Annotated in this window: 8 protein-coding genes and 1 pseudogene; 4 read left to right on the top strand and 5 right to left on the bottom strand. The window is 65.2% G+C overall.

Annotated elements, in window-relative coordinates:
* A partial coding sequence (locus ACIGW4_RS33810; RefSeq protein WP_399585171.1) for a transposase occupies positions 1–233 on the top strand: 233 nt, incomplete at its 5' end.
* Here the strand turns inward: ACIGW4_RS33810 and ACIGW4_RS33805 are convergent.
* From ACIGW4_RS33805 to ACIGW4_RS33785, 5 genes and pseudogenes are all read right to left on the bottom strand, one after another.
* Positions 223–579 (bottom strand): hypothetical protein, encoded by a 357-nt coding sequence (locus ACIGW4_RS33805; protein WP_399585168.1) that lies wholly within the window; start codon positions 577–579, stop codon positions 223–225. The genes ACIGW4_RS33810 and ACIGW4_RS33805 overlap by 11 nt on opposite strands.
* 58 nt (positions 580–637) lie before the next feature.
* Complete coding sequence (locus tag ACIGW4_RS33800; protein WP_399585166.1) at positions 638–961, bottom strand: hypothetical protein; 324 nt, start codon at positions 959–961, stop codon at positions 638–640.
* A gap of 8 nt (positions 962–969) precedes the next feature.
* Positions 970–1,796 (bottom strand): IS5 family transposase gene (locus ACIGW4_RS33795; protein WP_399585181.1). Its coding sequence is split into 2 segments (ribosomal slippage): positions 970–1,457 and positions 1,457–1,796, totalling 828 coding nucleotides; the frame shifts between segments, so codons are not numbered across the junction.
* Positions 1,797–2,173: 377 nt separating this feature from the next.
* Positions 2,174–2,233: pseudogene (locus tag ACIGW4_RS33790) on the bottom strand (hypothetical protein); the annotation flags it as partial.
* Between the two features lie 41 nt (positions 2,234–2,274).
* Entirely contained in the window at positions 2,275–3,282 is a 1,008-nt protein-coding gene (locus ACIGW4_RS33785) for a hypothetical protein (RefSeq protein ID WP_399585163.1), read from the bottom strand.
* A gap of 446 nt (positions 3,283–3,728) precedes the next feature.
* Here ACIGW4_RS33785 and ACIGW4_RS33780 point away from each other — a divergent pair.
* The 3 genes from ACIGW4_RS33780 to ACIGW4_RS33770 all read left to right on the top strand — a co-directional run bounded on the left by ACIGW4_RS33780 (position 3,729) and on the right by ACIGW4_RS33770 (position 6,465).
* A protein-coding gene (locus tag ACIGW4_RS33780) for an IS5 family transposase (RefSeq protein WP_399585161.1) occupies positions 3,729–4,546 on the top strand; the annotation gives its coding sequence in 2 pieces (ribosomal slippage) (positions 3,729–4,080 and positions 4,080–4,546; 819 coding nt in all).
* A gap of 264 nt (positions 4,547–4,810) precedes the next feature.
* Positions 4,811–5,728, top strand: coding sequence for a hypothetical protein (locus ACIGW4_RS33775; protein ID WP_399585159.1), 918 nt, complete (start codon positions 4,811–4,813; stop codon positions 5,726–5,728).
* A 248-nt stretch (positions 5,729–5,976) separates the two neighbouring features.
* A complete protein-coding gene (locus tag ACIGW4_RS33770; protein WP_399585157.1) occupies positions 5,977–6,465 on the top strand; it encodes a hypothetical protein in 489 nt (162 codons plus the stop codon).
* The last annotated feature ends 182 nt before the right edge of the window (positions 6,466–6,647 follow it).

Below are 6,647 nucleotides of genomic sequence, written 5' to 3'. Positions count from 1 at the left end.
GGCGATGGCTGCGCCAGCGCGGGATCCGCCCTCGCATCGCCCGCAAGGGCATCGAGTCCTCGCAGCGGCTGGGCCGGCACCGGTGGGTAGTCGAGAGAACCGTGTCCTGGCTGGCCGGCTGCCGCAGGCTCCACCGCCGCTACGAACGCAAGGCCGAACACTTCCTCGCCTTCATCGGCATAGCCGCAGCCCTCATCGGCTACCGCCGACTGGCGGCTCTGCTCACGGCCTGAGCCGGTTCTGCTGCACGTCGAAGCAGACCAGTCCCATGGACTCCGCCACGGCCGCCGCGTACGCCGACGCCTCCTCGGCCATGCTCCACCGCATGGGGAAGTAGATCAGCGGACCACTGGCCTCGCCGATCAGCGGCCCGGTCGACCAGGGCGAGGTGTCCTCCTCGTCCTCGGTGAGGTCACACCACCGCTCAAGCAACGCGGCCACGTAGGCCGCGATGCGCTCGGACGGAGGCTCTTCCACCTCGCTGTCGATGTAGCGGTCGTACAGGGCGTCGAAGATCCGGCCGGCGGTCTTGTCGTCCGCCGGCTTCTCGCCTTCCCAGACAGCAAGGTCGTAGCTCATGCCAGGAGGCTCTCATGCCGCTCTGACAGCCATAAGAAACGACGTCTTAGAGGTCATCTCATTTGGTGGCTACGTGCGGGGAGCCCGCGACAAGTCGAGCCATCTCGTGCAGGCGGTGCCAGTACTCAGGGGCGTCCGCTTCGCCGAGTACAGGTATGACCTGGTCGAGGCGGGCGATACAGCGAAGCAGAGTGCTTCGACCCCGCGCTTCGAGCTCGCCGCCGTTCTTGATCCACGTGAAAACGCAGCCTGCGGTGTCCGAGTCCAGCATCACCATGTCGAAGCCGGCCCGGTCCGCTCCAGCCAATCCGGGAGGAAACGGCAGTTCCATGAACTCTTGGTACAGGCGTGATACGGCCTCAAACGCAGTCTCTTCGCTCACGCGGACCATCATGGCGCAGCTTTCACAACGCCTGGAGTCGTCTTGAGTCTGCGGTAGCAGATGAGGGTGCAGGCGATGCTGGTGAAGGCCAGGAAGTGGTCGGCCTTGCGTTCGTAGCGTCGGTGGAGGCGTCGGCAGCCGGCGAGCCAGGACATGGTGCGTTCGATGGTCCAGCGGTGGCGGCCCAGCCGCTGCGAGGACTCGACGCCTTTGCGGGCGATGCGGTGAGTGATGCCGCTCTCGCGTAGCCATTGCCGCAGGTGGGAGTAGTCGTAGCCTTTGTCGCCGTGGAGCTTTCCCGGCTTGCGCCGCCTGCGTCCGCGGCGGGAGCGGATCGGCGGTATGCCCTTCACCAGCGGGATCAGGGCCTGGCTGTCGTGCAGGTTTGCCGCCGAGATTCCGACGGAGATGGGCAGACCTGTCCGCTCGGTGATCAAGTGGATCTTCGAGCCGTACTTGCCCCGGTCGACAGGATTCGGGCCTGTCAGGTCCCCCTTTTCAGGGCGCGCATGTTCACCGAGTCGATCGCGCAGCGGGACCAGTCCAGCTCGCCTCGGGACCCGAGTTCGTCGAGGACCAAGCGGTAGAGCTTGGCCCACACGCGGGCCTTCGTCCACTCGGAGAAGCGTCGGTGGGCTGTCGCTCCCGACGGCCCGAACGACGCGGACGGCAGCTGCTGCCACGTGCAGCCCGTTGTGGCCACGAACACGATCGCGGCCAGCACCTCCCGGTCGCCGTGCCGACGCCGGCCACCACCCTGGGGCCGCGAAGGAGCCTCCGGCACCACCTGCTGGAACAGCTCCCACAACTCGTCCGGCACCAGCCGCTCGACAATCCCCACCACGGCCCGCAGCCTATCGAGCTGGCCAAATGAGATGACCTCTTAGAAGGGACTTGGCCGCAGCAGTGCGCCCAGGCCGCTGACTAGGGTCTTTGATGCTCTCTTGAGCGCTGCCTCGGAGTCTTCCCCGCGTATTCACCGGAGGGCCTGATTCCGGCTTATGGCGAAGCATGTTTCATCTAGTTTCTGATTTACCGCGACTCATCGCGTCTCAGTGCAGGTCAGAGGGGGCCCTCAGGGCGAGCATCGTGACTCATCGCGTCTCGGCCTGCAAACGCAGAAGAGACCACCGCGCGGGGCGGTGGTCTCTTCTCGACTGCTCCAGCAGTCATCATCGTCGGACTCCTGCGACTCCCACCCCGGAGGCCGACTCAGCCGGGCAGCGGACCGCCCCAGGCGCGTTTGGTCAGCTCGCCCCAGACCCCCGGTGTGACCGTCCGGGGATCTACGGCCTCATTCGGCGTCGAAGTTTTTAGTTGTGGTAGACGGCGTTGTCAGTCCCATGAACAAAGAGGGTCCATGAGCCGTTCTGGTTTTTCCCAATGGCCACATCGCCTACGATCTCGCCGCCCAACGGGGTCCAGTTGTCGTTCCAGCCGTTGCTCGGACTTGTTTGGTTTCGCCTGTACACTCCACCGTCGGTTCCACGCACGTAGAGGAAGATACGGCCATTGTCCGGGCTCTGACCAACCGTAATGCTGTTGGCCGGGGTCTGGCCGCCCAGAGACTGCCAGCCTTCGGGGTTCCAGCCGCTGTTCGGTGCGACCTGCCACCGGTGGTACACCGCTTTGTCATTGCCGCGAACGAATACTTCCATGCGGCCGTCCTTGTTCCGTCCCACTCCGATGGCGCTCGGGGTCTGGCCGCCCAGAGACTGCCAGCCTTCGGGGTTCCAGCCGCTGTTCGGTGCGACCTGCCACCGGTGGTACACCGCATCGTCGAGGCCTCGGACGAAGATCTCCATCCGGCCATCTAGATTGGTGTTCACGGCGACGTCGCTGCCGGTCTCGCCTCCCAGCGGCTGCCAGCCTTCGGGGTTCCAGCCGCTGTTCGGTGCGACCTGCCACCGGTGGTACACCGCTTTGTCGTTGCCCCGGGCGAAGATCTCCATCCGGCCATCCTGATTGCCGCCCACTCTGATGCCGCTCGTGACCTGGCCGCCCAGAGACTGCCAGCCTTCGGGGTTCCAGCCGCTGTTCGGCGCCACCTGCCACCGGTGGTACACCGCATCGTCGGTACCGCGGACGAAGATCTCCATCCGGCCATCCACATTCCGACTTATCCCGATGCCGCTCGAGATCTGGCCGCCCAGAGACTGCCAGCCTTCGGGGTTCCAAACGCTGTTCGGCGCCACCTGCCACCGGTGGTACACCGCGTTGTCGCTGCCTCGGGCGAAGATCTCCATCCGGCCGTCCGAATTCTCACCCGTCGCGACGTTGCTGCTCACCTGACCACCCATGGATGTCCAGTTCTCGGCCATTTACCTTATCCTTCCCATAGCAAGGTGGAGGGATAGATTTGGGGAAACTCCAGGTCATGCTGGGTTTGATGAAAGCTATTGCCCCTTCAAATCCAGCACTCATCGACAGTCGGGCCCGCTGACGTCCCATTGTGATCTCGCGGGGCTGCGTCATTTAGAGGGGGGAGGAGGATGCTTCGCATCAGTCCATACACGGTCCTGGGGAACCAGTTGCACCCGTAGGTATGACCCACCTCTATTATCTTCGCTGTGGTCAGGGTGTGCGACCTGTGGGCCATCTCTCCCATTCCCGGCGGTGCGTTACCAGCTGCCCCCTTGGAACGCAAGGGGGCAGACTCCAGTCGTCCGCCGCACCGGGAACCGGCTCTCCGTGAACGCAACATCGCCCGTACAACCAGCACGTCTATGACCGTGTCCTATGTGGTGAGGCGGTCGTTGAGGTCGTCATGGGGCGGGGTACGTGGAGTTGGATTGTTCCGGACGGGCTGTGGGAGATCGCGAAGCCGCTGATCCCGCCCTCTCGGGTGCGGCCGCAGGGCGGCGGAACGCCGGACACACCTGATGAGACTCTGTTCGCCGCGATCATCTACGTCCTGGTCAGCGGTTGTGCCTGGCGGGCCCTGCCGCCCTGCTTCGGGGTCTCGAAGTCCACCGCTCATCGCCGATTCCTGATCTGGTCGCGGGCCGGGGTGTGGGGCCGACTGCACGAGGAGATCCTGCACCGCCTCGACGACGCCGGCCTGCTGGACCTGTCCCGCGCCGTTCTCGACTCCGCCCACGTCCGGGCGAAAAAGGGAGCGAACTCACAGGTCCGAGCCCCGTGGACCGCGGCAAAGCGGGTTCCAAGATGCACGTCCTGTCGGACGCGAACGGACTGCCCCTCCTCGTCGGCCTCTCGGCCGCCAACACCCACGACAGCCAGGCACTGAAGCCCATGGTGCTCGGTCACCAAACGAGACACGACCCCCATCGCGGACGTCACTTCAAACCCCAGCGTCTGCATGCCGACAAGGCCTACGACATACCTGAGCTGAGGAGATGGCTCCGCGGAAGGCGTATCGGAGTCCGCATCGCACGCAAGGGCGTGGAGTCCAGTGAACGGCTCGGGCGACGCAGGTGGGTGATCGAGCGCACGATGTCCTGGCTGACGGGCTACCGCCGGCTCAACCACCGCTACGAACGCTACCCCCGCAACTACCTGGCCTTTCTCGGCCTCGCCTCAGCCATCTGCTGCTACAAGCGACTCGTCCGCCTCACCACATAGGACACGGTCTAAAGCGGTGGTACGCGATGGCTGATGAGCCGTGGGAGTCGCAGCCTCCGAAGCCCCTGGCAGGGGACATGCGATCCGCGCGACAGCACGCCGAGTCGCATCCTGCCGTCGCCAACGTACTGGGTATGATCTCCGCTGCCCCAACTAAAGGGCCACGGAAGGAACTTCCTCTCCGCCGGTGCGAGCCGGACATCGGACCAGAAGAGCCAACCGCCACTGAACCCTCCCAGCCGGGAGGCCGAGTGCAGGAGCAGCATGCCGAAGACTGCGTACATCTACGTCCCCGCGCCCTCGAAGGCGAACCTCGAGATCGGCCTCAACCGCGGACTGTGGGGATGGAAGAGCCCCACCCTTGACCGCGCAACCGGCCGCTCTGACGTCCAGAGCCTCGAAGTAGGCGACTACCTCGTCCTCGCACACATCGGCCCGCAGGCCCGCGTCCCCGCCGGCGGATGGGCCAACGCTACTCTCAAGCGCGTCATCGTCACCCAGATCACCCGGCCCTACTTCGAGGACACCACACCAGTCTGGCCGGACGACACCTACCCTGAGCGAGTCGGTATCGACCTCCTCGCCGATGAAACCAACGTCACTGGACAGACCCTGGGCGACCAGGCCGCCGAAGCGCTCCGGCTTTCCGCCAACAAGCAGGGCTCGGCGCTCGTGTACCCCGGCACTGCCGCTCTCGCCCAGTTCGTCACCGAGTTGTCGACCGCAGACGAGCAGCAGCCCCAGACTTCCAACGAACCGGGCGCTGTAACACATACTGGTGCCGACAGCGCACTCGTCGAAGTCCTGGTCCGCCGTGAGCAGAGCAAGCTTCGCAAGAAGATGCTCAACGGCGCCGAGACCTTCACCTGCGCCCTGTGCGGACGCCACCTCCCGGTCCGCTTCATCCGGGCCGCTCACATCAAGCGCCGTAGCCAAGCCACCCGCGAAGAGCGCCTCCAGATGGCGAACATCATGCCTGCCTGCCTCCTGGGCTGCGACGAACTCTTCGAGCACGGCTACATCCATGTCACCGACACCGGCCACGTAGCTGTGAGCGGCAAGGCTGGCGAGCACCCCGCCCTCAAGGAAGCCGCAGACCAGCTCAACGGCAACCCCGTCGGCGGGTACAGCGAACACCGGGCCCCTTACTTCGCCTGGCATCGAAACAACATCGTCCAGTAAAGCCCTGGCTCGGGGCGCTCTCGTGCCCGATCTCTGCCGGATCCCACCAGAGTCTTCGACGCCAGGATCCAGGCGCGCGGCCTATACGTGGACGGGGCCACGTGATCACATCCGAGATAGCCCTCTGACCTGGCAGAACTCCCGAGACACACAGGGCCTCCGGAGCTGTGTGCAGGTAAGTCGATGGGGCCTCCGAACCAATGGCAATCTGCTGGTCAAAACGTCTCGCGTCCTCCACGATGGCCGTCATGGACCGGTTGCAGGGCAGTGCTTGGCAGTACGTGGCGGAGGTGCTCCGCCCTGAGGATCTCCCGATGATCGCTGCGCACGCGCTAGCTGACGGGCACGACTCTCCTGCCCTGCGTGAGCTGGCCGGCCTGCCACACCGGAGCGATGCGACCGAGGCCCGCGAGCTGTACCTCCAGGCGCTGAACGAGCTCGACGTGCCTCTTCCTGACGAGGAGACGGCTGGCCGACGCCTCCTCGTGAGCCTCGCGTTCAGTCTCGTGCAAGGCGAGCTGAGTCCCAAGGAAGTGGGCGACGGCCTCTCGATGACCGTCACGGCACGCACCCGGGAGGAGACGCAGTTCCTCTCTGTCGCAGCGGAGTACAGCGAATGGATCGAACCGGACGACCTCCCGGCATGGGAATGCGAGCTACAAGCGGCAGCCCAGTTGCTGGCGGCTTCTACCGATCTTGGTGCTGGCATCCGCGTACCAGCTTCGCGACACGACTGACCCCCTGGCCTCGGCGCGCTCTCGTGCCAGATTCGTGCCAGATCGAGCGGTCAACCACGGACACCCAGAGTCCGTCGCGGGGCAAACGCCCGTCGAGAGACTCGTCGCCTGGCACGCGCCACGATCAGCGAGGACGTATCCGCGCGTGGCGCCAAGTGGACGCCTCGTATGCGCCAGGGTGC

The organism is Streptomyces sp. NPDC053513 (assembly GCF_044544765.1).
Classification (GTDB): Bacteria; Actinomycetota; Actinomycetes; order Streptomycetales; family Streptomycetaceae; genus Streptomyces; species Streptomyces litmocidini.
This window is presented reverse-complemented; position numbering and strand designations above follow the sequence as displayed.